The organism is Sphingosinicella sp. YJ22 (assembly GCF_011320075.1).
GTDB lineage: Bacteria > Pseudomonadota > Alphaproteobacteria > Sphingomonadales > Sphingomonadaceae > Allosphingosinicella.
This window is the reverse complement of record NZ_JAANPA010000005.1, coordinates 1-23557: the sequence shown is the minus strand read 5'-3', so window position 1 is coordinate 23557 and position 23557 is coordinate 1. Positions and strand designations below refer to the sequence as shown.

General features: G+C 66.5%; 24 protein-coding genes. 14 read left to right on the top strand and 10 right to left on the bottom strand.

The window, feature by feature from the left end; translation table 11 throughout:
• Positions 1-117: 117 nt before the first annotated feature.
• The 7 genes from G7B71_RS03135 to G7B71_RS03105 all read left to right on the top strand — a co-directional run bounded on the left by G7B71_RS03135 (position 118) and on the right by G7B71_RS03105 (position 7144).
• Positions 118-570 carry a GatB/YqeY domain-containing protein gene (locus tag G7B71_RS03135; RefSeq protein ID WP_166037805.1) on the top strand — a complete coding sequence of 151 codons (453 nt, stop codon included), beginning with the start codon at positions 118-120 and terminating at the stop codon, positions 568-570.
• A gap of 142 nt (positions 571-712) precedes the next feature.
• The gene (locus G7B71_RS03130) at positions 713-1138 is read left to right on the top strand and encodes a GIY-YIG nuclease family protein (protein WP_207774700.1); all 426 of its coding nucleotides are present in this window, start codon (positions 713-715) and stop codon (positions 1136-1138) included.
• On the top strand, positions 1135-3036 hold the full coding sequence (dnaG, locus tag G7B71_RS03125) for a DNA primase (protein WP_166037803.1): 1902 nt from the start codon (positions 1135-1137) through the stop codon (positions 3034-3036). Before G7B71_RS03130 ends, dnaG begins: the two co-directional genes overlap by 4 nt.
• Positions 3023-5044: an RNA polymerase sigma factor RpoD gene (gene rpoD, locus G7B71_RS03120; RefSeq protein ID WP_166037801.1), complete on the top strand. Its 2022-nt coding sequence runs from the start codon at positions 3023-3025 to the stop codon at positions 5042-5044. Before dnaG ends, rpoD begins: the two co-directional genes overlap by 14 nt.
• Positions 5045-5181: 137 nt before the next feature.
• The gene (locus tag G7B71_RS03115) at positions 5182-5820 is read left to right on the top strand and encodes an HAD-IA family hydrolase (protein WP_243406074.1); all 639 of its coding nucleotides are present in this window, start codon (positions 5182-5184) and stop codon (positions 5818-5820) included.
• 480 nt (positions 5821-6300) lie between these two features.
• Positions 6301-6813 (top strand): hemerythrin domain-containing protein, encoded by a 513-nt coding sequence (locus tag G7B71_RS03110; protein ID WP_166037796.1) that lies wholly within the window; start codon positions 6301-6303, stop codon positions 6811-6813.
• 100 nt (positions 6814-6913) lie between these two features.
• The gene (locus G7B71_RS03105) at positions 6914-7144 is read left to right on the top strand and encodes a DUF2188 domain-containing protein (RefSeq protein ID WP_166037794.1); all 231 of its coding nucleotides are present in this window, start codon (positions 6914-6916) and stop codon (positions 7142-7144) included.
• Positions 7145-7167: 23 nt separating this feature from the next.
• On the opposite strand, the gene G7B71_RS03100 is transcribed toward G7B71_RS03105, so the two are convergent.
• A complete protein-coding gene (locus G7B71_RS03100; RefSeq protein WP_166037792.1) occupies positions 7168-7560 on the bottom strand; it encodes a hypothetical protein in 393 nt (130 codons plus the stop codon).
• A 470-nt stretch (positions 7561-8030) separates the two neighbouring features.
• On the opposite strand from G7B71_RS03100, the gene G7B71_RS03095 reads away from it, so the two are divergent.
• Complete coding sequence (locus G7B71_RS03095; protein WP_166037790.1) at positions 8031-8294, top strand: DksA/TraR family C4-type zinc finger protein; 264 nt, start codon at positions 8031-8033, stop codon at positions 8292-8294.
• Positions 8295-8306: 12 nt separating this feature from the next.
• On the opposite strand, the gene G7B71_RS03090 is transcribed toward G7B71_RS03095, so the two are convergent.
• Complete coding sequence (locus G7B71_RS03090; RefSeq protein WP_166037788.1) at positions 8307-8786, bottom strand: response regulator; 480 nt, start codon at positions 8784-8786, stop codon at positions 8307-8309.
• A 164-nt stretch (positions 8787-8950) separates the two neighbouring features.
• On the opposite strand from G7B71_RS03090, the gene G7B71_RS03085 reads away from it, so the two are divergent.
• The 3 genes from G7B71_RS03085 (at position 8951) to G7B71_RS03075 (ending at position 11031) form a co-directional block, all read left to right on the top strand.
• A complete protein-coding gene (locus G7B71_RS03085; protein ID WP_243406079.1) occupies positions 8951-9316 on the top strand; it encodes a PilZ domain-containing protein in 366 nt (121 codons plus the stop codon).
• 166 nt (positions 9317-9482) lie between these two features.
• Positions 9483-10151, top strand: a complete 669-nt coding sequence (locus G7B71_RS03080; RefSeq protein WP_166037783.1) for a hypothetical protein — start codon at positions 9483-9485, stop codon at positions 10149-10151.
• Positions 10152-10188: 37 nt separating this feature from the next.
• Positions 10189-11031: a MoxR family ATPase gene (locus G7B71_RS03075; RefSeq protein WP_166037781.1), complete on the top strand. Its 843-nt coding sequence runs from the start codon at positions 10189-10191 to the stop codon at positions 11029-11031.
• A gap of 30 nt (positions 11032-11061) precedes the next feature.
• Here G7B71_RS03075 and G7B71_RS03070 read toward each other — a convergent pair whose 3' ends face one another.
• Positions 11062-11985, bottom strand: coding sequence for a lysozyme inhibitor LprI family protein (locus G7B71_RS03070; RefSeq protein ID WP_166037779.1), 924 nt, complete (start codon positions 11983-11985; stop codon positions 11062-11064).
• A 129-nt stretch (positions 11986-12114) separates the two neighbouring features.
• A complete protein-coding gene (locus G7B71_RS03065; RefSeq protein WP_207774699.1) occupies positions 12115-13509 on the bottom strand; it encodes a methyl-accepting chemotaxis protein in 1395 nt (464 codons plus the stop codon).
• 223 nt (positions 13510-13732) lie between these two features.
• On the opposite strand from G7B71_RS03065, the gene G7B71_RS03060 reads away from it, so the two are divergent.
• Positions 13733-14917, top strand: coding sequence for a VWA domain-containing protein (locus tag G7B71_RS03060; protein ID WP_166037775.1), 1185 nt, complete (start codon positions 13733-13735; stop codon positions 14915-14917).
• On the opposite strand, the gene G7B71_RS03055 is transcribed toward G7B71_RS03060, so the two are convergent.
• A complete protein-coding gene (locus tag G7B71_RS03055) occupies positions 14911-16110 on the bottom strand; it encodes a DUF1343 domain-containing protein (RefSeq protein ID WP_166037773.1) in 1200 nt (399 codons plus the stop codon). The genes G7B71_RS03060 and G7B71_RS03055 overlap by 7 nt on opposite strands.
• On the bottom strand, positions 16107-16661 hold the full coding sequence (locus G7B71_RS03050; RefSeq protein ID WP_166037771.1) for a DOMON-like domain-containing protein: 555 nt from the start codon (positions 16659-16661) through the stop codon (positions 16107-16109). Before G7B71_RS03050 ends, G7B71_RS03055 begins: the two co-directional genes overlap by 4 nt.
• 123 nt (positions 16662-16784) lie before the next feature.
• Here G7B71_RS03050 and tyrS point away from each other — a divergent pair, with 123 nt between their 5' ends.
• Complete coding sequence (tyrS, locus tag G7B71_RS03045; protein ID WP_166037770.1) at positions 16785-18008, top strand: tyrosine--tRNA ligase; 1224 nt, start codon at positions 16785-16787, stop codon at positions 18006-18008.
• Here tyrS and G7B71_RS03040 read toward each other — a convergent pair.
• From G7B71_RS03040 to G7B71_RS03025, 4 genes are all read right to left on the bottom strand, one after another.
• Positions 18005-19099, bottom strand: a complete 1095-nt coding sequence (locus G7B71_RS03040; protein ID WP_166037768.1) for a mechanosensitive ion channel family protein — start codon at positions 19097-19099, stop codon at positions 18005-18007. The two genes, tyrS and G7B71_RS03040, sit on opposite strands and share 4 nt — an antisense overlap.
• A gap of 64 nt (positions 19100-19163) precedes the next feature.
• On the bottom strand, positions 19164-19613 hold the full coding sequence (locus G7B71_RS03035; RefSeq protein ID WP_166037766.1) for a DMT family transporter: 450 nt from the start codon (positions 19611-19613) through the stop codon (positions 19164-19166).
• Positions 19614-19624: 11 nt separating this feature from the next.
• A complete protein-coding gene (gene recG, locus G7B71_RS03030) occupies positions 19625-21685 on the bottom strand; it encodes an ATP-dependent DNA helicase RecG (RefSeq protein WP_166037764.1) in 2061 nt (686 codons plus the stop codon).
• Positions 21686-21786: 101 nt separating this feature from the next.
• Positions 21787-22995, bottom strand: a complete 1209-nt coding sequence (locus tag G7B71_RS03025; RefSeq protein WP_166037762.1) for a DUF418 domain-containing protein — start codon at positions 22993-22995, stop codon at positions 21787-21789.
• Positions 22996-23148: 153 nt separating this feature from the next.
• On the opposite strand from G7B71_RS03025, the gene G7B71_RS03020 reads away from it, so the two are divergent.
• Positions 23149-23424, top strand: coding sequence for a succinate dehydrogenase assembly factor 2 (locus tag G7B71_RS03020; protein ID WP_166037759.1), 276 nt, complete (start codon positions 23149-23151; stop codon positions 23422-23424).
• Positions 23425-23557: the final 133 nt, after the last annotated feature.

Below are 23557 nucleotides of genomic sequence, written 5' to 3'. Positions count from 1 at the left end.
TCTGGCGATGTCGCTAAGCCCCGGCGGCTAGAGGCGGCGGCTCGGCAGGTCAATCCTGTTAAACCGCACAAGCCCGACCTATGTTGGCCGTTTCCCAAAGCCACGGACGAACAGGTCATGATTCGCGACGAGATCAAGGCGGCGCTGGTGAGCGCCATGAAGAGCGGCGACAAGCCGCGGGTGGCGACCATCCGCCTGATCCAGGCCGCACTCAAGAACCGCGACATCGAGCTTCGCGGCAAGGACGCCGGCGACGACGACGTGCTGGTCACCGAGGTCATGCAGAAGATGATCAAGCAGCGCCGCGAATCGATCGACATGTACAAGAAGGGCAACCGGCCCGAGCTCGCCGACGCCGAAGCCGCCGAGATTGCGGTGATCGAGGATTTCCTCCCAGCCCAGATGAGCGACGACGAGCTCGGCGCCGCGATCGACGTCATCGTCGCGGAGACCGGCGCGTCCTCGATCAAGGACATGGGCAAGGTCATGGCGGTGCTGAAGGAGCGCCACGCCGGCCAGATCGACATGGCCAAGGCCGGCGCGGCGGTGCGGGGAAAGCTGGGCGCTTAGCGCGAAAAACTCCCCTCCCGCTTGCGGGAGGGGTTGGGGGAGTCCTGTCCCGCTTGCGATGGGACGTGTCACGCGCAACACTCCCCGCTCGTCCTGAGCGAAGTCGAAGGGCGTCCGCACCAACGCTCGAACGAGGCACCCCTTGGGCTTTTGGGTCTACATGCTGAAGTGCAGGGATGGCTCCTATTACACGGGCCACACCGATGACCTCGAAGCGCGCCTCTGGCAGCATCAGCAGGGCGTGGGCGCAGACTGGACGCGGCGTCGACGCCCGGTCGAGCTCGTCTGGTGCGAGGAAATGCCCTCGCGGGACGATGCTTTCGGCGCTGAGCGCATGATCAAGAAGTGGTCTGTGGCGAAGAAAGAAGCGCTGATTGCGGGCGACTGGGAAAAGGTCGGCTATTTCGCGCGACCGCCGCACGAGCGTGATTCAACGCCTCCCGCCCAAGCCTCCGCTCGTCCCGAGCGCAGTCGAGGGGCGCTTGCACAGAGTCCGGTCGGGCGCCCCTCGACTTCGCTCGGGACGAGCGATGAGGGCGGTTACTCCCACGAAGAGAGGGTGCGTTGACCCTCTCCCCCGCCTTCCTCGACGAGCTTCGCGCCCGCACCCCCCTGTCCGGGCTGATCGGCAAGTCCGTGAAGCTCACCAAGGCCGGGCGCGAGTACAAGGCGTGCTGCCCGTTCCACAGCGAGAAGACCCCCAGCTTCTACGTCAATGACGAGAAGGGCTTCTATCACTGCTTCGGCTGCCAGGCCCATGGCGACGCGATTCGCTTCCTGACCGACGCCAAGGGCCTGCCCTTCATGGACGCGGTCAAGGAGCTTGCCCAGGCTGCGGGCATGGACATGCCGGCGCCCGATCCTCAGGCGCGCGAGCGGGCCGAGCGCGCGTCCACCCTCTACGACGCGGTCGAGGCGGCACAGCGTTTCTTCGAGGAGCAACTGGGCGGCCTCGAGGGCGCCGAGGCGCGCGCCTACCTCCAGAAACGCGGAATCAGCGACGAGACCCGCCGCCGCTTCGGCTTCGGCTACGCGCCGGACTCCCGCGGCAAGCTCAAGACGGCGCTGAAGGCTTTCGGCAACGACAAGCTGGTCGAGGCCGGCCTCCTCGTCGCCCCCGACGACTCCAAGGGCTCGGGACGCGAACCCTATGACCGCTTCCGCGGCCGCCTCACCTTCCCGATCCGCGACCGCCGCGGCCGGGTCATCGCGTTTAGCGCGCGGATCCTTGGGCAAGGCGAGCCCAAATATCTCAACAGCCCCGAGACCCCGATCTTTGACAAGGGTCGAACCCTGTTCAACATCGACCGCGCCGCGGCGGCCGCCCGCCAGTCCGGCCGGGTCATCGTCGTCGAGGGCCAGATGGACGCGATCGCGCTCGACCAGGCCGGCATCGGCGAGGCAGTCGCGCCGCTCGGCACCGCGCTCACCGACATGCAGCTCGCCCTGCTGTGGCAGATGGCGCCGTCGCCCATCCTCTGCTTCGACGGCGATTCGGCCGGACAAAAGGCGGCGGTGCGCGGCGCCTTGAAGGCCCTGCCTCACCTCGCCCCCGGCCGCTCGCTCGCCTTCGCCACTTTGCCCGCCGGCCAGGACCCCGACGACATCATCCGCGCCCAGGGCCGCGCCGCCCTCGAGCAGCTGCTCGCCAGCCCCGAGCCGCTCGTCGACCGGCTGTGGCGCCACGAGCGCGAGGCCGAGCCGCTCGCCACGCCCGAGCAGAAAGCCGGCCTCAAACGCCGCCTCATGGACCACACGTCAGCGATCGGCGACCCGGACGTCCGCGACCAGTATCGCGCCGAACTCCTTCGCCGGTACGACGAGATCGCCCGTCCCCCGCGCCGCGAGTTCCAGCCTTTCAACCGCGGCCAGGGCGCCCCCGGCCAGTGGCGCGGACGCGGCAATTTCCCGCCGCCGCCACGCCCCGCCTCGGACGCCGTCAAGGCGCTCGGCAGCTCAGGACTAAGCCCCTCGCTTAGCCGCGCCGTCCTCGCCGGACTGATGGCTTTTCCCCAGCAGATCGCCGCCCATGCCGAGCAGATCGCCGCCCTTCCGATCCGCGGCCGCGACCTCATGCGCCTTCGCGATGCGCTTCTCGATGCCGCCCTCACGCACGATGTGCTTGATCGGGAAAGGCTCCATACCATATTGGCCGGCAATGGTGCGGAAGCACTTGTCGAGGCGCTGGGCCAGGGGCGTGGACTTGGCTTTTCCTTCACCAAGCGGGACGGCGACCCGGAGCGTGCGCAAAGAGACCTCGTTCTGGTCGTTGATACGCTGGCGGAACGGCCGGAGCTGGACGCAGCCTACAAGGCGGCGACCGCCCGACTGAAGGAGGCGTTTGACGAGACTACCTTTGCCGAGCAGGTGCGGCTGAGGACGGCATTGGAAGAATCCGACCGGCGGCTCGCGCGGCTGGTCCTGGACGAAGAAGATAAGGCAGGCGTAGCGGATGGCGAAGACTGAAACGGCCGAGACGGACGAGCGCAACGAAGGCGATGCGCCGCTGATCGACCTCAACGAAGCCTCGATCAAGAAGCTCATCGCCCGCGCCAAGAAGCGCGGAGTCATCACTTATGACGAATTGAACGAGGCCCTCCCCCAGGACCAGATGTCCTCCGAGCAGATCGAGGACGTGATGTCCGCGCTCAGCGAGATGGGCGTCAACATCGTCGAGAACGACGATTCGGAGGATGACGACAAGGAATCCGACGACGGCGCCGAGGAGGGCGACGGCTCGGAGACCTTCGTCGTCGAGAAGAAGAAGGAAACCGTCGACCGCACCGACGATCCCGTCCGCATGTACCTGCGCGAGATGGGCGCGGTGGAGCTTCTCAGCCGCGAGGGCGAGATCGCCATCGCCAAGCGCATCGAGGCCGGCCGCGACACGATGATCTGGGGGCTCTGTGAGTCTCCGATCACCTTCAACGCGATCATCCACTGGTCCGACGCCTTGAACCGCGGCGACATGCAGCTCCGCGAGATCCTCGACCTCGAGGCGATGCTGTCCAAGGGCCCGACCGCCGAGCAGCTCACCGAGAGCGAGGAAGGCGCCGAAGGCGGCGACGGCGAGATCAGCGAAAAGAATGCCGGCCCGACGATCAAGGAAGAAGAAGAGGTCGAGGACGCTCCCGAGGAGGAGGACGAGGATAGCATGGTCGAGCGGCGCACGCCGCGTCCGGCCGCCGAGGAGGAGGAAGAGGACAACACCCTTTCCCTCGCCCAGATGGAAGAGACCCTGAAGCCGGACGCGCTCGAGAAGTTCGCCCGGATCACCGACCTCTACAAGAAATTCTCCAAGCTCCAGGCCGCGCGCATGGAGGCGATGAGCGCCGGCCAGGAATTCTCCAAGGCCGACGAGAAGAAATATCAGGGCCTTCGCGACCAGCTCACCGCGGAAGTCGAGAGCGTCCAGTTCCACGGCGCCAAGATCGAGTTCCTCGTCGACCAGCTGTACAGCTACAACCGCCGGCTGACCGCGCTGGGCGGCCAGATGCTCCGTCTCGCCGAGCGCCACAAGGTGCCGCGCCGCGCCTTCCTCGACTCCTACATGGGCAGCGAGCTCGACGAGAGCTGGGCCGACCGCGTGTGCGGCATTGACCGCAAGTGGCACGCCTTCTGCACCGTCGAGGCCGATGCGATCGAGCGCATCCGCACCGAGATCGCCGACATCGCCCAGGCGACCGGCATGAGCCTCGCCGAGTTCCGCCGGATCGTGAACCAGGTCCAAAAAGGGGAGCGCGAGGCGCGAATCGCCAAGAAGGAAATGGTCGAGGCGAACCTGCGCCTCGTCATCTCGATCGCCAAGAAATACACCAACCGCGGCCTTCAGTTCCTGGACCTCATCCAGGAGGGCAATATCGGCCTGATGAAGGCGGTCGATAAGTTCGAGTACCGCCGCGGCTACAAGTTCAGCACCTACGCGACCTGGTGGATCCGTCAGGCGATCACCCGCTCGATCGCCGACCAGGCGCGGACCATCCGCATCCCGGTCCACATGATCGAGACGATCAACAAGCTGGTCCGCACCGGCCGCCAGTTCCTCCACGAGCATGGCCGCGAGGCCACGCCCGAGGACCTCGCCGAGCGCCTGTCGATGCCGCTCGAGAAGGTCCGCAAGGTGATGAAGATCGCCAAGGAGCCGATCAGCCTCGAGACGCCGATCGGCGACGAGGAAGACAGCCACCTCGGCGACTTCATCGAGGACAAGAACGCGGTCATCCCGGTCGACGCCGCGATCCAGGCCAACCTCAAGGAGACGGTGACCCGAGTCCTCGCGTCGCTCACCCCCCGCGAGGAACGAGTCCTGCGCATGCGCTTCGGAATCGGCATGAACACCGACCACACCCTCGAAGAGGTGGGCCAGCAGTTCAGCGTCACCCGCGAACGCATCCGCCAGATCGAGGCGAAGGCGCTGAGGAAGCTGAAGCATCCGTCGCGGTCGCGGAAAATGCGGTCCTTTCTCGACCAGTGAAACCAAGGCCCCGCTTCGGCGGGGCCTTTTCGCTCTCCCCCGGTCACTGCAGCATCCCTGCGCCGATGACCCGATCGCGGAACTCCCGCACGTCCGACCAAATAGACGTTAAATCCAGATGCGGCGCCGAGTTAGCATTGGTCAAAGCGCTGGCGGAGATTGGGCTCTCGAAGTCGAATGCCTTAATCGCCTATCCTGGTGTTCACGAGGCACTAGGGGTCCTTCTTGAGAATGGTGTCCGTGTTATTGGTCATACGGAAGCACGTCCCTTAGCTGTAAAAGACAGAGCCAAGAGACTGAATTTGGAGCCTTACTTTGACCGGATCTACTGCCGGGAACGTGCCGAGGCTCACATTGGTGGTGACTTCGGTTCCACCGAAGCCTTCACGCTAGTGGAGCTATCACATCACCAACAGAAGCCCTCTCCGTCAGTTTTGCGCGAAATATGCGAGCGGGAAGATATCGATCCGTCGAGAGCGCTATATGTTGGGGATAGCCTGTTCAAAGACGTGTCGATGGCCAATGCAGCAGGAGTCGATGTGGCTTGGGCGCAGTACGGCACAGTTTCTCAGCAGGATCTCTATCCGAAGCTGGTAGCCATCTCGCACTGGCGAGACGAGGAGATCATTAGGGCCAAGGAGTTTTCGAGAAACAAGGCCTCGGCTCGGCCGGATTTTGTCTTGGATAAAAGTTTCTTCGACATATTGTCGTGCTTTGGTTTGCACATTGAAGAGGGGGCCGGCAAGCTGTCGAGAGCTTTAAGCATTCTGTGGTAAACGGAGAGATCGAGCGTCCTCACAGCTCCTAAGCCAAACGCCGCAGCAGCTACGAGTAAAACCGCCAAGTGAAGTTTAAATTCTCCCCACTGGGTAGAGAAATTTATGGCAAAATCTCTGCTTTGGGTGATTAGGACAACAGCAAGGGCGAGAGCTGCGGTAACGAATGTTAAGCCGAGCTGCCGAGATTTTACCGACATCTCATTGAAATGCATCTGAGTATCCACCGCTTTAGCCCAGATGCTGATCAGCTCCTCATTCGTCGGATCGGCCACAGACCGTCTCCCCCCATAGATTTGCCATCTCTAGGCAATTTGCCAGATGGCAGGCGGCGCTGCAACGCCGACTCGCCGGGAGCTGATCTCTGGGCCTGCGGAGGCCGACACGAGGAGAAAAGCCCCACCACATCACCGGAATTTGCGGCGGAACGGACGCGGGGCAGTTTTTGTTCTGCGAACGAATCCCCACGGAGTCCTTACCATGCCCACCGAAACCAAACCCGACGCCATCGCCCTGCTCAAAGCCGACCACCGCGAGGTCGAGGCCCTCTTCGAGAAATTCGAGAAGGCCTCCGGCGACGGCCGCAAGCGCGACATCGCCCAGCGCATCTGCATGGAGCTCACCATCCATGCGCAGATCGAGGAGGAGATTTTCTATCCCGCCTGCGAGGGCAAGATCGAGGACGACCTCTTGAAGGAAGCCTATGTCGAGCATGACGGCGCCAAGGTGCTGATCGCCGAGATCGAGGCGGGCGGCCCCGACGACGACTTCTACGATGCCAAGGTCAAGGTCCTCTCCGAGCAGATCGAGCACCATGTCGAGGAGGAGGAGAAGCGCATGGAGGGCATGTTCTCCCAGGCGCGCAAGGCCGGCCTCGACATGGACGAGCTCGGCGACCGGATGCGCGCCCGCAAGGAGGAGCTGACGGCCCGGTACAAGGCCGGCGGCCTGCCGAAGCCCGAGACCACGACGCTCACCGAAGTGAGCGACTGATCGCTCGGGCGATTCCACCGGTCGCATCGCCCGGCGGTCGCGAGAACCGCGCGGCCGCCGGAGCGTTGGCGGCGGGACGTTGATATCGAAGGAGCAACTCATGTCCCGCGACACGCACAGGGTGATGCCCCACGAGGACGGCTGGCAGGTCAAGCGAGACGGCGGCGAGCGCGCCAGCCACGTCACCGGCACCAAGGCCGAGGCCGAGACGCTCGGCCGGACGATCAGCCGCAACCAGGAGACCGAGCTCCAGGTCCACGGCCGCGACGGGCGCATCCAGCGCTCCGACAGCCACGGCCGCGATCCCAACCCGCCGAGGGACCGCGCCTGAGCCGCGGAGCCTGACCGACCGGCTCAGCGCTGATACGGATCGGTGACCGCGGGGATGCAGTAGCGCCGGAGCCCGGTGCCGATGCCCCTCGGCACGACGATATCCTTCGAGATGCCCCCGGCCCGCGTGCACTCCTCGCCGGGCAGCAGATTGTAGCGCACGATTCGCTTCGTATAGTCCGGGCACAGGTCCGAGCAGGTGTAGCTCACGATCACGGCGACGCCGCGATGCGTTCCGAGCGACCGCGGCCAACGGGTCTGGTCGCTCATCGGATCGAACGGGCGCCGAACGAAATCGATCAGTGCGTCGTCATCGATCGGCGCGAGATTTTGCGGGATCCACCGCTCCGGCCGCGCCACATCCACTTCCCGCGGCTGTTGCTCGGTCGCCAGCAGCGCCAACATGATCGCGATCATCGCACCCTCCCCTTCGGCCCTCACCGATCGCTCACGCTGCCTTCACACGCGATGAACGACCCGCTTTCCGCCCGTCGCGGACATCGGCCTCCTACCCGCCGGTTGCCCGCTCGCGCGCCCGATCTGAAACGGGTGAATGCACACCCACCTCCCGCTCGTCCCGAGCGAAGTCGAGGGGCGCCCGTTCGGCGGCCGGGCAACCCCACCGCATTTTGTTGGATACAAATAGGATTTCGCCTGTCAGCGTCGCCCGGTGCCCGCGCGACTCAACCCCCTCAGTCTCACCCGCGACGCCGCTTCGCTCCAGCCCCGAGACCCTGCGATTCCATGTGACTTTCGTGACAGTCGTGACTTTCGCGCTCGTCAACTTCCCCCCGCAGCCGCGCTTCCCGAGCCGCCCGCGCGCCTTCAAAAATCGGAACGCAAACCCCATCTAGGCCGTTCGCAACACAGGCAAAGAGGCAGCAGGAATGGCTGGCGGCTGGACCCGCGACGGCGCGGTGCAGGATCAGATCGACGACACGGTCAGGGACGCGATCCTAGCCGCCCGAGCGCGCATGGCCGGCGGCGACGGCGAGACCCATTGCGTCGAATGCGGCGACGAGATCCCCGAGGCGCGGCGCCGCGCCCTCCCCGGCGCGCGCACCTGCGTCCCCTGCCAGTCGCAGCGCGACGGCCGTGTCGTCGCGGCGGGCTTCAACCGGCGCGGCAGCAAGGACAGCCAGCTGCGCTGACCGGCAGAGCCGTCACGCCGGCCAGGCGATCCGAGCGCAGTTGAAGCGGTGGTAGAGGGTCTCGATCAGCTGCTTGAGGTCGGCGCGGTGGAACGGCTTGACCATGAACGTGTCGGCGCCGAGATCGCGCGCGCCCTCGATCACATTGAGGTCGTCATGGGCGCTCAGCATGATGATCACGATCTCGTCGCGCGCCTCGTCGCCGCGCACCGCCTCGACGAAGTCGAGCCCATGCATCTCCGGCATGTGATAGTCGGAGATGATGATGTCCGGGATCTCGCGCTCGACCGCGGCGAGGCCGGCGGCGCCGTCGGCGGCGACCTCGATCCGGGTGAAGCCGAATTCGGTGAGCGCGCTGCGCACCAGCCGGTGCATCATCTCGTCGTCATCGACGATCAGGACCTTGAGCTGGTCGGGGGTCACCGACGCGCTGTCCTGGTCCCACGCGTGGACCGGGAGCTCGGGGACGTCGTTCTCGCATGGCTGGGTCATGACCCATGCTCATAGCGCGGATCCATTTCGCCTTCGTTACCGCGGCGGCGCGCGGGTTTAACCGGGGCTTTACCTCGCCCCTTTAGCGTCGGCGGGGTGATCTCTTTCTAAACGCCGCATTTTCCGTTCAACGAAGGGCGGACACGAGGACAGTCTTGGAATCGATGCCGGGCCGCGAACAGAATCCAGGCACGACCGCCCCCGTGGCGGCGGCGAGCGGGGAGGCGCGCGCCCATCCCCGTGTGCCGTTCCAGGGCTATCCGCTCGAGGTCATCGCCAAGGGCAGGAGCTGCTCGGTCCGAGTCCGCGACCTGTCGTGCGGCGGCTTTTCCGGAATCTGCGACGAGGCGCTGGACGTCGGCGCCTTCGTCACCGTCTGCTTCGCCGACGACCACCAGGTCTTCGCCTGGGTGCGCTGGGTGCGGCTGATGAATGTCGGCCTGATGTTCGCCGAGCCGCTCGCGCCGGGCTTCGTTCGCCGCCTCCACCGCGGCCACGGCACGTTCGTCACGGTCCGCCCGAGGCAGTAAGCCTTGGTCTGACCCCTTCCCTCGCGAAGCCGGCCACCAGACCCCTCCCCGCCCAGCGGAATCGCCGACATGGATCAACAATCCCGCCCGGCTTTACCCCCTCTTTACCCCGCCCGCGCTAGACAGCGCGAGCGCGCCAGGGGGGCTCGGCGCCGGGAGGAGCTGCATGGCATCACATCCGATCGGACTGAGGCAAGAGGCCCGTTCCGGCTGTCTGCTGCTCGATTGCGTCGACGATCATGGCAGCGGTTCGCATGCCTATCCGGCGAGCGAGCTTCTGCTGGCCAGCCCGACCGCGCCACACAACCTTGCCGACGCCATTCATTTCCTGTGCGCCCTGCACGGCCAATATCCCTCGCTCGTCGAGCTGGTGGCGGCGCGCACCATCGATCCGCCGAGCCGCGCCTGGCTGGCCGAAGCCGGCGACGCCTTCAGCCGCGAGCGCGCCTTCCTCGCCCGGCTCGCGGTCGAGGCCGGCCCGATCCCGCCGACCCGCGGCAGCGGCAGCGAAGCGGCGATCGCCGCGACCCGCCACGCCCTCGCCACCCTCGCCAAGTCCGAACGGCGCGGCTGCTCGGTCGGCGCCGCGCTCGCCGTCGCCGCCGACTGGGCGGTGATCCGGACCGTACTCGACACCGCCGCCGACCGCTTCGGGGTCACCCCGCCGCCCCGCGCCGGCGACCACCGTGCGGCGATCGCCGGGCTGGTCGAGACGGCCGCGACGGACCCGGCGATGAGCCGCGCGATGCGCTTCGGCGCCGAGCAGGTCGCGCTCCAGCATCGCGGCCTGTGGGACCTGCTCCAGGCCCGGGCCCAGGCGAGAATCGCGGCCTGAGCTTGCCCCGCAACGGCCGGCCCGGTAGGCCCGCGCCATGCGTTTCGAGGGCACTCAGAGCTATGTCGCCACCGACGACCTCACGGTCGCGGTCAACGCCGCCGTCGCGCTGCGCCGGCCGCTGCTGGTCAAGGGCGAGCCGGGCACCGGCAAGACCGTTCTCGCGCACGAGATCGCCGAGGCGATCGGAGCGCCGCTGATCGAGTGGCACGTCAAGTCGACGACCAAGGCGCATCAGGGCCTCTACGAATATGACGCGGTCGCACGGCTTCGCGACGGCCAGCTCGGCGACGAGCGGGTCCACGACATCAAGAACTACATCAAGCGCGGCAAGCTCTGGGAGGCGTTCACGTCGCCGCAGTTGCCCGTCCTGCTGATCGACGAGATTGACAAGGCCGACATCGAGTTCCCGAACGACCTCCTCCAGGAGCTCGATCGCATGGAATTCCACGTCTACGAGACCAAGGAGACGGTGAAGGCGGTCGAGCGGCCGATCGTGGTGATCACGTCGAACAACGAGAAGGAGCTGCCCGACGCGTTCCTTCGCCGCTGCTTCTTCCACTATATCCGCTTCCCCGACCGGGAGACGATGCAGGCGATCATCGACGTCCACTTCCCGGGAATCCAGAAGCTGCTGGTCGGCAAGGCGCTCGATATCTTCTACCAGGTCCGCGAGGTGCCCGGCCTCAAGAAGAAACCGTCGACCAGCGAGCTGATCGACTGGCTGAAGCTGATCCTCCACGAGGACATGCCGCTCGAGGTCCTCCAGTCGAAGGACCCTTCGAAGGCGATCCCGCCCCTCCACGGCGCCCTGCTCAAAAACGAGCAGGACGTGATGCTGTTCGAGCGGTTGGCGTTCATGAGCCGCCGGGGCGGCTGAGCATCAAGGCGTCCGGACGGTAAGCTTCGGCTACGCGCCGTCATCGCCGTAGCTAACATATTGCCGAAGCTGGTTGGATCGCTCCTGATTCATCCGGGTTTCGCAGCGCATGCGCGCGATCTCTCGCTCGCTCGGCTCGATTGACGCCGAAGCGGCCTCGACCCTGCAGTCGGCGTTCTTGCGGCGGATCCAGGCCCTCTGCATCTCGAGAATGGACTGGCGCCGGTCCGAAGGAATGGCTCCCCAGACGGCGTTGATCGTCTGCTCAGCCAGCCTCAACTCGGCGCGAACCTGCTCAAGCGAGGCCTGACGCTGCTCAGCGAGTGCGCTTTCCTGTTCCTGGGCGAGTTGCTCCTCCTGCCGGCGTTGGTCTGCCATCGCATTCTCCTCAGCAGCTCGCGCTTCGCGCACCTCGCCGCTGGCGAGGTGCGAGATGAGCAGCTCAGCAAAAAAGCCGAACACATTACTCGCTTCCTGAACCTCGGCATGAACGCTGCGCCCATCGTCCGTTGGCTGAACCGAATATTCGATCTCGGCCTCGAACCGGTTGACGTTGCGGTCGATGTTGTTGCGGTCAGCCAGCGCATTAACGTCGTCATTCTCGTCGATCATTCGACGGGTGCGATCCGAATTCTCAACCAGATCCGCCGGCAGGGTCACCTGCAACATCCCGGTACAGAAGCGGCGCGTGCTGTTGGGATCGCGGTTGGTCGTGCGGACGTCCGCGAGCGTCACGTCCGCCTGCCGGACCGCGGCGCGAACTTCGGCATTGGATGCAAAGCGGCCACCCTCGGCGTTGCGGGACTGCTCGGTAATCAGCCGCTGTACTTCCTCTTGGAAGATGGGCTTGACGGTCGCGATGGCATCCTCGGAACCACACTCGACGGCCTGCGTCCCGCAGCCGCCGAGGCCGAAGGCGAACAATACCGCCACAATAGCGGTCAGCTTCTTCATGGATCCCCCCTGATCAACCCGCCGCGCATACAAGCACGGCTGACCAGGAAGGAAAATAACTTTGTGGCGCGATTTCGGCCCGAGCCCGCGCCGACCTAAGCGTTAGGCGACAGAACTGACCGCAACGGCTTAGGCGACCGTCTCGTCGCGATAGGCCATTTCGAAATTGCCCCAGCGCTGGCCGTTGATGAACAACGGCACGAACACGTTCTTCACCGGCAGATAGCGGCCGTTGCCGAGATCCATGCCGTAGGTGGCGAGCATCGCTTCCTTGGTGCTGGCGATGGCGCGGCGGGTGCTGTCGTCGAGGAAATTGCGGCGGTTGCGGCAATGCTCGGCATTCCATTTCGGGTCGGGGCCCTGGGGCTGCGAGCGCTCGCTGATATGGGTCGGCAGATAGCCGTTGATGTCGGTGAGAGCGGCGGCGATCAGGCGCGGCTCCTCGGCCATCAGCCGGTCGAGGATCGGCCGGATGTGGATGTCGGCGAACGCGCAGAAGCGCACCTCGTACTGGACCGGATTGGTGCCGGGTATCGGCCTGTAATCGAAGTCGAACACGTCCTCGTGCTTGACCTTGCCCTCGGCGATGCCGGCCTCGACCACCCGCTTGATCTCGAAGCAGGAGCGCTGCGCGAACTGGATGAACGGCGTGTCGTCGATCGCCACGCCGGAGCTGGCGAGACGGTCGAGCATGTCGTTGGACAGCAATTCGAGGCGGCCGAGCCGCTCGTGCGCGTCCTTCAATTGGCCGCCATTGGCGCGGGCGTCGGCGGCGAAGGCGTCGAGGCCGCTCTTCACCCGGTCGACGCTCTGCTGGATGAGGCCGGTCGACTGGGCGATGCCCTCGGTCTGGCGGTCGACCATCGACACGAGGTCGGCGACGTCGCGGACGGTCTCGTTGATCTTGGAGAAGGAGCCCTGGGCGAGACGGCTGGTCTCGACTCCGGCCTTGATCTCGCTGGTGACGGCTTCCGCCTCGCGGGTCAGCGACGCGACGGTCTCGCCGATCTCCATGGTGGCGGTGCGGGTGTCGTGGGCGAGCTTCTTCACCTCGGCGGCGACGACCGCGAAGGTGCGGCCGGCCTCGCCCGCGCGCGCCGCCTCGATGGTGGCATTGAGCGCGAGCATGTTGGTCTTCTTGGCGATCGATTCGATGCTCGAGGAGACGGTGCGAACGCTGGTCATCGCCTCGGCGAAGCCCTGCATCCGGTCGCCGAGCTGGACGACGAGGTCGGTGAGGCCGGAGAAGACGCGGATCGTGTCCTCGATCGCCGCCCTGCCCGCCTCCAGCTTGGAACGCGCCTGCTCGGCGAGCATGTGCGCCTCGTCGGTCGAATCCGCGACCCGGACCTGGTCGTTGAGGAGCTGGCTGGTGACGTCCTCGAGTTGGTCGAGAGTCTTCAGATTCTCGGAGATGCGCTGAGAGACGCCGTTGACGTAGCCGGACACGTCGCTGCACTCGATCGCGAGGCGACCGCAATTGCGCGCGACCTGATTGATCGCCGCGCTGTCAGCCTGTTCCACCGCCGAACTCGCCAAGGTCCCCGCTCCATGTTGGTTGTTTCGCGGTCGGTGTTAGGACGAAGTGGTTGAGGCCGGGTTAACCAGGGGGATGCGTACGCCCTCTCCTGTCATTCCCGCGAAGGCGGGAATCCAGCTTCCTTTCCCACACCGCGAGACAGAAGCTGGATCCCCGCTTTCGCGGGGATGACGTGCGGAGGTTTGCTGGGCTAAGCTGCCGCCCGTCATGTTCTTCTCCTTCGTCGACGAGCTTCGCGCCGCGGGCATCCCGGCTTCGATCAAGGAGCATCTGACGCTTCTGGAGGCGCTCGACCGCCAGGTGATCGAGGCTCGACCGGAGGATTTCTACTATCTCGCGCGCGCCACCTTCGTGAAGGACGAGGGGCTGCTCGACCGCTTCGACCAAGTCTTCGCCAAGGTCTTCAAGGGCATCGAGACGAGCTACGGCACCGAGGCGCAGGAGCTTCCCGAGGAGTGGCTGAAGGCGATCGCCGAGCTCTATCTCACCCCCGAGCAGATGGCCGAGATCCAATCACTGGGCTCCTGGGAAGAAATCATGGAGACGCTCAAGAAGCGGCTCGAGGAGCAGCAGGGCCGCCACCAGGGCGGAAGCAAGTGGATCGGCACCGGCGGCACCTCGCCCTACGGCAACAGCGGCTACAATCCCGAAGGGGTGCGCATCGGCGGCACCGGGGGGCAGAGGCGCGCGATCAAGGTATGGGAGCAGCGCGCCTTCCAGAATCTCGACAATTCGAAGGAGCTCGGCACCCGCAACATCAAGGTCGCGTTGCGGCGGTTGCGGCGCTTCGCCCGCGAGGGCGCGGCCGACGAGCTCGATCTCGACGCGACGATCGAAGGAACGGCGCGGCAGGGCTGGCTCGACATCCGCATGCGCCCCGAGCGGCACAATGCGGTGAAGCTGCTGCTCTTCCTCGACGTCGGCGGATCGATGGACCCGCACATCAAGCTGGTCGAGGAATTGTTCTCGGCGGCGACCGCGGAGTTCAAGAATCTCGAATTTTTCTACTTCCACAACTGCCTCTACGAGAGCGTTTGGAAGGACAACCGCCGCCGCTTCGCCGAGCGCACGCCGACCTGGGATGTGCTCCACAAATTCGGCCACGACTACAAGGTCGTGGTGGTCGGCGACGCGTCGATGAGCCCCTATGAGATCACCCATGCCGGCGGCTCGGTCGAGCATTATAACGAGGAAGCCGGCGCGACCTGGATGAAGCGGCTCACCAACACCTATCCGGCGACGGTGTGGCTCAATCCGGTGGCGGAGCAATATTGGGGCTACACCCAGTCGGTCCGGGTCATGCAGCAGCTGCTCGACGACCGCATGTACCCACTGACGCTCGACGGGCTCGACGACGCGATGCGGACGCTGAGCCGGAAGGTCGGTCAGTAGCGGAGGAAGGGTGTTCGCTCCTCCGCCCAGGCCTGCTCGTCCGGGATGGTGAGGACGTCGAGGTCGCCGGGCTCGCTGCCCCCGTCGTCGACCCATTCGCGCAGCAGGGGGCTTCCGTTGATCACGTCGATGGGCAGCTTCCCGAAGGCATATTCGTAGGGGAAGTCGCGCCACAGCTCGTAATCGGGGTGGAGGCGGCGGATCGCCTTGAAGGCGAGGCTCTGAAGCCGCCACGGCTTGAAGGCGTGATGGTCGTAGCCCGGCGCCTCGGCGTGGATGTGGACTCCACCGCACAATTTGCCGACATGCTTGTGGAAGGTCGGCTCGAACCAGCAGTCGCGAAGGATGCAGCCGCCCAGCCAGTGCGGCGCGAGGCGGCGCATCTCGGCGATCACCGCCTTGCCGTCGATGTCGGGGGCGCCGAACAATTCGAGCGGGCGGGTCGTGCCCCTGCCCTCGCTCAGCGTCGTGCCTTCCAGCATCACCGTGCCCGCATAGGCCCGCGCCATCCAAAGGTTCGGCGCATTGGGGCTGGGATTGACCCAGATCCGCTCGCCGAGCGGCCAGCCGAAGCCGGGCGCGGCCTCGGGGTCGTAGCCCTCCATCTCGATGACGCGATAGTCGACGTCGAGCTTGAACTTCTCGATGAACCACAAGCCGAGCTCGCCCAGCGTGAGTCCGTGCCGCATCGGCATCGGTCCGGCGCCGACGAAGCTTTCCCAGCCTTCGCGCAGAGTCAGGCCCTCGACCGGGCGGCCGGCGGGATTGGGCCGGTCGAGCACCCACACCTGCTTGCCGTGCTGCGCCGCGGCCTCGAGCACGTAGAGCAGGGTCGTGATGAAGGTGTAGATGCGGCAGCCGAGGTCCTGCATGTCGATCAGGATCACGTCGAACGTGCCCATCGACTGGCCGGTCGGCCGGCGCACCTCGCCATAGAGGCTGAAGATGGGGATGCCGTGCTCGGGATCGGTGAAGTCGTCCGACTCCACCATATTGTCCTGCTTCTCGCCGCGGATGCCATGCTGCGGCCCGAACGCCGCGGTCACTTTGAGGCCCGCGGCGACGAGCGCGTCGAGGCTGTGGGTGAGGTCCGCCGTCACCGAGGCGGGATGGGCGAGCAGGGCGACGCGCTTGCCTTCGAGGGGCTTGCGAAGCTCAGGGTCGGCGAGCAGCCGGTCGATGCCGAATTTCATGGCGCCGGTGCTGGCGGCAGTTCGAGCGTGAAGCAAGCGGCATGATGGAAATCGGGCGGACCTTCAGGTGGATGGTTGAGCGCCCAGTAGGATTTGGTGCCGTCGCGCTCTTCGATGACGGCGGTGAGGTTGAGCAGCAGGGGAATCTCCTGCCCTAGCTCCGAAGCGCCGTTGAACTCGATTACTGCCGACACCTCCAGAATCGCCTCGTCGAGTAGCACGAAGGGGTCCTCGAACGGCGCGAGGGACGCAGGCGCCATCCCCTCGCGATAACGGCTAAACCGGTAGCTGGCCCATTCGCCAGACGGCGAAATGTTGATCTCATAGTAAGCGTCGTTGCCAGCAACGCTGACGAAGGCCTCGAAACACGTGGAGCGCCAAAGCTCGTCACGCCGCCGCGGGGGGCACGGTCCGGGGATTAGGAGTTCCGATGTGTCGCCGCGCCATGCAAACTCCAACCGGAGGGCGTCAGCATAGCGGTCGATCCCCGCTTCCAGGCGAAAGTTGCGGGCAGGAAGCGATCCCGGATGCGGGGTAAGCAGCACTTGCATCCCCCATCGTCATTCCCGCGGAAGCGGGAATCCAGCTTTTTCTTCAGGTCTAGGCCAAGGTAGCTGGACCCCCGCTTTCGCGGGGGTGACGGGAAAGAGAGTCACGGGTAATTCGCTCGCACCATGAGCCAGTACAAGTCCGAACTTCTGCGCCTGCTCGACGAGCGGGGCTATGTCCACCAGACGACCGACGCGAGCGGGCTCGACGCCCTCGCCGCCAAGGAGATCGTCCCCGGCTATATCGGCTTCGACGCGACCGCACCGTCGCTCCATGTCGGCAGCCTCGTCCAGATCATGATGCTGCGACGCATGCAGCAGGCGGGACACAAGCCGATCGTGCTGATGGGCGGCGGCACCTCGAAGATCGGCGACCCGAGCTTCAAGGACGAGGCGCGCAAGCTCCTCGGCGTCGACACGATCAACGCCAACATCGCCTCGATCCGCCGCGCGTTCGAACATTTTCTGACCTTCGGGGACGGCCCGACCGACGCGGTGCTGATGGACAATGCCGAGTGGCTCGACCGGCTCGAATATATCCCGTTCCTGCGCGAGATCGGCCAGCATTTCTCGGTCAACCGGATGCTGACCTTCGACAGCGTGAAGCTCAGGCTCGACCGCGAGCAGTCGCTGTCCTTCCTCGAGTTCAACTACATGATCCTGCAGGGCTACGACTTCCTCGAGCTGTCGCGGCGGGCGGCGTGCCGGCTGCAGCTCGGCGGGTCCGACCAGTGGGGCAACATCGTCAACGGCGTCGAGCTCGCGCGGCGAGTCGACGGCACCCAGGTCTATGGGGTGACCACCCCGCTCATCACCACCGCGGACGGCGGCAAGATGGGCAAGACCGAGAAAGGCGCGGTGTGGCTCAACGCCGACCAGCTCGGGTCCTACGATTACTGGCAGTTCTGGCGGAACACGCAGGACGCCGATGTCGGCCGGTTCATGCGGCTGTTCACCGACCTGCCGCTCGACGAGATCGCCCGGCTGGAGCGGCTTGAGGGCGCCGAGATCAACGAGGCCAAGAAGCTGCTTGCGGATGCGGCGACGACGCTCCTGCACGGCCCCGACGCCGCCCGCGACGCCGCGGAGACCGCGCGGCGGACCTTCGAGGAAGGCGCTGCCGGCGAGGCGCTGCCGACGCTGACGGTGCCCGAAGGCTCGATCGGTCTGGCGGACGCGATGGTCGCGCTCGGCCTCACCGCGTCGAAGAAGGAAGCGCGGCGGCTGATCGCCCAGGGCGGCGCCCGCGTCGACGGCGAAGCGGTGACGGACGAGCATGCGGTCGTGACTGTCGCCGGGCAGGTGCGAGTGTCGGCCGGCAAGAAGAAGCACGGCCTGCTGACGTCCTAGGCGGCGCGTGCCAGGGCCGGCTTGGTCTCCACCGTGCCGCTGATCAGTTCGCGATTGCGCGGCAGCGCTTCAGGCATCTCGTCGCGCAGGAAAGCGAGCAGCGCCTCGCGCAGGTCGCAGCGCAGGTCGAACGCGGCCGAGGCGTTGGCCGCGCTCACCAGCACCCGCACCTCGATCGAATCCGCGCGGATGTCGGTGACCTGGACGACCCCGACGCGGCGGTCCCAGCGCGGGTTCTCCGGCAGCAGTTCATCGACCTTGCGGCGGACACGGTCGACGTCGGCCACGGGATCGAGGCGCAGGAACAGCGTGCCGAGGATCTGGCTGCTGAACCGGGTCCAGTTCTCGAACGGCTTTTCCAGGAAACGCGAGATGGGCACGACGAGGCGCCTCTGGTCCCACAAGGCGACGACGAGATAGGTGAGGCGAATCTCCTCGATTCGGCCCCACTCGCCGTCGATGATGACGACGTCGTCGATCCGAACCGGCTCGCTGAACGCCATCTGCACGCCGGCGATGATGTTCTTGAGAAGCGGCTGGGCGGCGGCTCCAACGGCAAGCCCTGCAAGGCCAGCCGACGCCATCAAGGTGATCCCGACCGAGCGGATGCTCGGAACCGACAGCAGCATCATCGCGAGCGTCACGAACAGGATCGCGAAAGCGCCGACCCGCGCCAGGATATCGAGCCGGGTGCGGCGGCGGCGGGCGGCGAGATTGTCCTCGCTGCTGATGTCACTGCGCCGCTCGACCCAATGGGCGAAGACGCGAAGTGCGGCGAGCGCCGTCCAGCCGATCACCGCCGGGAAAAGGAAGCCGGCCGCGACCGGCCACAATTGCTCCACCTGGCGCGGGAACGCGAAGCTGCGCACCATCGCCGACGTGACGAAGAGGCAAAGCAGCCAGAAGCTCGGCCAGCGCAGCCTCCCCACCGTCTCGCGCCAGCTTTCCCAGCGTGCGCGGCGCGCCCAGGCGCAGCCGATTTGGAACAGAACAAGGTGACCGAATGCGCCGGCGACCAGCGCGACGGCCAGTGCGGCGAATGGTCGGGCGTCGCTGCCGAGCAGCGCCGTCAGGTCTTCCAGCCATGTCATGATGGGAAGGGAACGGCGCGCTCGGCGGCATGTTCCCCCGCGATGCAGCACGATCCCGTCGGAATCAGAAGCGGCGCACCAGGACCACGCCGCCGACGATCAGAAGCACGCCGAGCACCCGGCCGAGTGAGATCGGGGTGCGGTCGAGACCAAAGGCGCCATAATGGTCGATGGCGATCGCGGCGATCATCTGGCCGGCAACGGCGATGGTGATCAGCGAGGCGATTCCGAGCCTCGGCGCGGCATAGGCTCCGGCCGCGACGAACACCGCGCCATAGAAGCCGCCCGCCCACGCCCACCACGGCACGTCGCGAAGCGGCGCCAGCGCGAAGCGCGGCTGGGTGGCGGCAAGCACTGCGAGCAGGACGGCCGTGCCAACCGCGAATGAAATCACGGCGGCGAGGATTACCGAGCCGCTTTCGCGGGCGAGGACTGCGTTGGTCGGCGGCTGGGCGGCGGTCATCGCGCCCGCGATGAGGATCAGCAAAGCCGGCAGAATCAGGCTCGTCGGCATGTCTCGTCTCCTCAGCCGGAGCGCAAAGTCGCGACGGCGGCGTCGCGTTCCATCAAATAGAGGAGCAGCCGCGCCGCCTGGCCGCGCTCGCCCTCGAGCCCGCCGTCGCGGTCGACGAGCAGGCGGGCGTCGTCGGTAGCGGCGGGAACCAGCTCCTGGACAAGCTCGGGCGTCGCGAGCCGGAACTGCGCTTCGCCGGACTGGCGCGTGCCCAAAATCTCGCCGCCGCCGCGCAGGCGCAGATCCTCCTCGGCGATCCGGAAGCCGTCATTGGTCTCGCGCATCAGGGCGAGGCGCGCACGCGTGGTCTCGTTGAGGGCATTGCCGCGCAGCAGCAGGCAGACGCTGTGCTGGTCGCCGCGCCCCACCCTGCCGCGCAGCTGGTGAAGCTGCGCGAGGCCGAAGCGGTCGGCGCCCTCGATGATCATCAGGGTCGCGTTGGGGACGTCGACTCCGACCTCGATCACCACCGTCGCGACGAGGACCTTGAGCTCGCCTCGCTGGAAGGCGGCCATGACCGCATCCTTTTCCGGCCCCTTCATGCGGCCATGGACGAGGCCGATCGTGTCGCCGAAGCGCAGCCGAAGCACCCGCGCGCGTTCCTCGGCGGCGGCGAGGTCGCTGACCTCGCTCTCCTCGACCAAGGGGCACACCCAATAAGCCTGCTTGTCCTGGGCGATGTGGCGGCCGAGCGCGTCGGCGACCTCGTCGACCCGGTCGACGCTGAGCACGCGGGTCTCGATCGGCTGGCGGCCGGGCGGCATCTCGTCGAGGCGGCTGACGTCCATCTCGCCATATTGGGTCAGCGTCAGCGTGCGCGGGATCGGGGTCGCGGTCATGACCAGGAGGTGCGGCGGCCTCTCCGCCTTGGCGGTCAGCATCATGCGCTGGGCGACTCCGAAGCGGTGCTGCTCGTCGATCACCGCGAGGCCGAGGCGGCGGTAGCTGACCGCTTCCTGGAAGATGGCGTGGGTGCCGATCAGGATGTGGATCGACCCGTCGGCGAGGCCCATCAGGGTCGCCTCGCGCGCTCTCCCCTTGTCACGCCCGGTGAGGATGGCGACATTGATCGGAAGGCCGGCAACCTGGCGCCGGATGGTCTCGTAATGCTGGCGGGCGAGGATCTCCGTGGGCGCGAGCAGGGCCGCTTGGGCGCCCGCCTCCGCGGCGATCAGCATCGCCTTCAAAGCCACCAAAGTCTTGCCCGAGCCGACGTCGCCCTGGAGCAGGCGGAGCATCGGCGTCTCCTGGGCGAGGTCGCCCTCGATCTCGCCGATCGCCCGCTGCTGAGCGCCGGTCGGGGCGTAGGGCAGCTTGAGCAATGCGCGGAGATGCCCGTCGCCCTTCAGCGGCATGCCCCTGCGCCGCCGCGACGAGGCGCGGACGAGGCTGAGCGCGAGCTGGTTGGCGAAAATCTCGTCATAGGCGAGCCGCTCGCGCGCCTTGGCCTGCGCGGGATCGGCGTGGATCCCGGTCAGCGCCGCCTGCCAGTCTGGCCAGCCGCGCGCGCTCTTGAGGCTCGGCTCGATCCACTCGGCGAGCTCCGGAAGCCGCGCCAGCGCCTGCGCGGCGAGGTCGCCCATCCGCTTGTTGGTGAGCCCTTCCGACAGCGCATAGACCGGCTCGCGCGCCGGCAATTGCTCGTTCTGCGCGGGGTCCAGCACATGGTCGGGATGGACCATCTGCAACTCCTGGCCGTAGCGGTCGAGCCTGCCCGACACGATCCGCGGCTGGCCGATCGGAAGCTGCTGCTTCGCCCAGCCCGGATTGCGGAAATAGGTCAGCGTCACATAGTCGCCGCCGGCGTCGCTGGCGTGGATGCGCAGCGGGCTCTTGTGCCCGCCCGACTGGCGATAGTCGCGCGCAGTCAGAGTCACGGTGATGATGCGACCGACATCGGCCTCGTCGAGCCGATTGACCGGCTTGCGGTCGATCCAGCCGGTCGGGAGATGGAAGGCGAGGTCGACGATCCGCGTGAGGCCGAGCTTGGTGAGCGGCTTCGCCAGCTGCGGGCCGACGCCCTTCAGCACCTCCACTTCGGCGAACAGCGGATTGAGGAGGTCGGGGCGCATCGCCGCCTGCTGCCACGCCGAACCGCGAGCGACAACCGTTCAGCCGTCCGGAAGGCCAGTTCTCGTCTTTGCGTCCGGTACGCTCGGCGCGATCAATTCGCCTATGCCGATGCCGACGCCGCCCGAGGCCTCGCCCGAGCACCATAGGTCAGGCGCCGCCACAGCTTCTCCATCGGGCCCTGGTCGAAATGCGCCAGCCACAGCCGCGAGAACAGGACCTGCCCGGCGAAGATCGCGACGGCGATGAGATAGATGCCCGCCGGCGGGACGCGCCCGACGAGGCCGAGCCCGATCCCGTAAAACAGCCCGATGCCGATGACCGAGTGCATCAGATAGTTGGTCAGCGCCATCCGGCCCGGCCACGCGAGCAGGCCGAGCACAGTCTTGGCGCGGGGCCACAGAAGGACGAAGCCGGCCGCATAAGCGAGTGCCAGCGGCACGGTGCCGATGATCGCCGGCAGGCTCGCCTGGTTGGCGCTCGGAGTCAGCGCATAGAAGATGCTGAACGGCAGGCCGACGGCCAGGCCTGACCAGAAGGTCGCCCACATCAGGCGGCGGTCGTCGAGCAGAGTCCCCACCGCGAGCCGGCGGCCCAGCACCAGCCCCAGCAGCATGATCCCGAGCACCTTGGGGATCCGCCAGCTCTCCAGTCGCGTGCTCAGCGAATAGGGCCACCCGCTTGCCGCCCAGGCGAAGAAAGCCTGCGGATCGGAGCGTTGCAGCCAGGCGACCGGGTCCTGCGGCGTTCCGCCAAGGCGCACGGCGAGCGAGTCCGCCCACGCGTTGATCGCCAGATGCGGCGCCCAGCCGAGCGTCTGGAACAGCGCCACGCCGGCGATCGGTGACAGGATCAGAAACACGGCCGCGGTCAGCACGCGCCGGTCGCTACAGTTCCGGAAGAACGGCAAGAGCAGGCCGAGCAAGGCATAGAGTGTCAGGATATCGCCGTCCCAGATCGCCACCATGTGGATGACGCCGATCGCGAGCAGCACGAGCAGCCGCCGCCGGAAGATGCGCACGCCGTTGGCCCCGCGCCGCTCAAGCCGCGACAGCTGCAGCGAGAAGCCGATTCCGAACAGCAAGGAGAACAGGGTGTAGAATTTGCCGTCGATGAAGGCGTGGTGGAACAGATGCTGCGCGCGCATGCCCGCCTCGCCGGCAAGCGCCAGGCGCGCCGGCTCCTGCATGAAGATCCATCCGGACCAGTAGAGGATGTTGGCGAGCAGGATTCCGAACAGCGCGAAGCCGCGCAAGGCGTCGAGCAGGTCGATCCGGTCCGTCGTCGGGCCCGGCGCGGCGGATGGCTCCATGATGTCCCCCCGCCCCTGCGGATATCATGAAAAGGCGCTTCGGAGATAGGCGATTGCGGCTTCAAAGCGCCGCGTCGCCACCTTACATGGCCCCCTCACCCTTTCCGCCTGCAGGCCATTTTCCGGCCCGCCGGCCAATCGCGCATGGAGCCTATGGACCGCGACGCACGCCTTCGACGCATTCGCTACCGCGCCTGGCACCGCGGCACGCGCGAGGCCGATTTCCTGATCGGCGGCTTCTTCGACTGCTGCCACGCCGAATGGGGCGACGACGAGCTCGCCTGGTTCGAGGCGCTGCTCGAGGAGCAGGACGTCGACATCATGGCCTGGGCGATCGGAACCGCGCAGCCGCCGGAGCGGTTTGCCGGGCCTATGATGAAGCGCCTGCAGCGGACCGACTATATCGACACGACGAGGGACGGCGTATGATGCGCGCTTTCACCCCTCCCCTTCAGGGGAGGGGCCGGGGGTGGGGAGCGACGGCGGAGGCTCGATGCCTCCGACGGCGCTTTTCCGCGACGGACTCCCCCACCCCAAGCCCTCCCCTGAAGGGGAGGGGCTG